At 56.3% G+C, this 1,267-nt stretch carries 1 protein-coding gene; it reads left to right on the top strand.

What is annotated here, in order from left to right; all coding sequences use genetic code 11:
* Positions 1 to 64 precede the first annotated feature (64 nt).
* Positions 65 to 1,267, top strand: a protein-coding gene (locus K419_RS0118900) for an IS3 family transposase (RefSeq protein ID WP_404813212.1) whose coding sequence is annotated in 2 segments (ribosomal slippage) — positions 65 to 341 and positions 341 to 1,267 — 1,204 coding nt annotated over the 2 segments. Because the reading frame shifts where the segments join, the coding sequence is not laid out codon by codon here. This gene is flagged as partial in the annotation.

Below are 1,267 nucleotides of genomic sequence, written 5' to 3'. Positions count from 1 at the left end.
GTATAGTGGACCCCATTTTCAGGACAATAGTTTAAGATGGCGCCTGCGATAAAAGGAGCAGGCAATGAGCGAACGGAAGCGCAAAAGTTTCACCAGCCAGTACAAGACGAAAGTGGCTCTCGAAGCGATCCGCGGCGTCAAGACGCTGAACGAAATCGCCCAGGAATTCGGTGTCCATCCGACTCAGGTGGGCGAGTGGAAACGAGAGCTCATCGCGCAGGCGCCAGGCATCTTCGAGACTAAGCGCGGCCCGAAGCCCGATGATCCGGCGGCCAGTCCGGAGCGGCTTTACTCCGAGATCGGGCGGTTGAAGATGGAACTGGACTGGCTTAAAAAAAAGTCCGGGATCGACCAATAGCTGATCGTAAGCACTGGGTTAGCCTGCTGGACTCGATGGCCCTCACCCGGCAATGCGCGCTGGCAGGCGTTGCCCGCTCCACTATTTATGCTCCACGTATGGCCGCTGTTCCGAATGACATGGAGTTACTTCTACTGACGTTGATCGATGCCGAGTATACGCGTCATCCGTTCTATGGCAGCCGCAGGATGGTAGTTCATCTGGGCAAAGCTGGGCATCTGGTCAACCGCAAGCGGGTTCAACGGCTAATGGGGTTCTTGGGGTTGGCTGGCATGGCGCCAGGTCCCAATACCAGCCTCCCTCACCCTCAGCACAAGGTTTATCCGTATCTGCTCAGAGGCGTGAACGTTGTAAGACCCAACCAAGTCTGGAGTACCGACATCACCTATATCCGCCTGGCACGCGGATTTGCCTACTTGGCGGCAGTAATCGACTGGTACTCGCGGAAGGTCCTGGCATGGCGATTGTCAAACACCCTGGACAGCGATTTCTGTGTTGATTGCCTGGAACAGTCACTACGGGTTTACGGCACGCCAGACATTTTCAATACTGACCAGGGCTGCCAGTTCACAAGCGACGCATTCACCGGCGTCCTGAAGTTGCACGACATCGCGATCAGCATGGACGGACGCGGTCGGGCGCTGGACAATATCTTCGTAGAACGGCTCTGGCGTAGCGTCAAGCACGAGGATGTGTACCTGAAAGGGTACGTCGACATGCTCGGATTACAGTTGGGTCTGACACAGTATTTCGAGTTTTACAACACGGAGCGGCCCCATCAATCGCTGGGCAACCGCACTCCAGTCGAGGTCTACCATACGGCCAGCGGCGGCGGAGCAAGAATCGTAGACAAATTTGTTGAGCGTAAAACCACGCTCAAAATCGGGGCAGCGCCGGTCAGCTGCGCGA

The organism is Citrifermentans bremense R1 (assembly GCF_000426865.1).
Classification (GTDB): Bacteria; Desulfobacterota; Desulfuromonadia; order Geobacterales; family Geobacteraceae; genus Geomonas; species Geomonas bremensis.
This window is presented reverse-complemented; position numbering and strand designations above follow the sequence as displayed.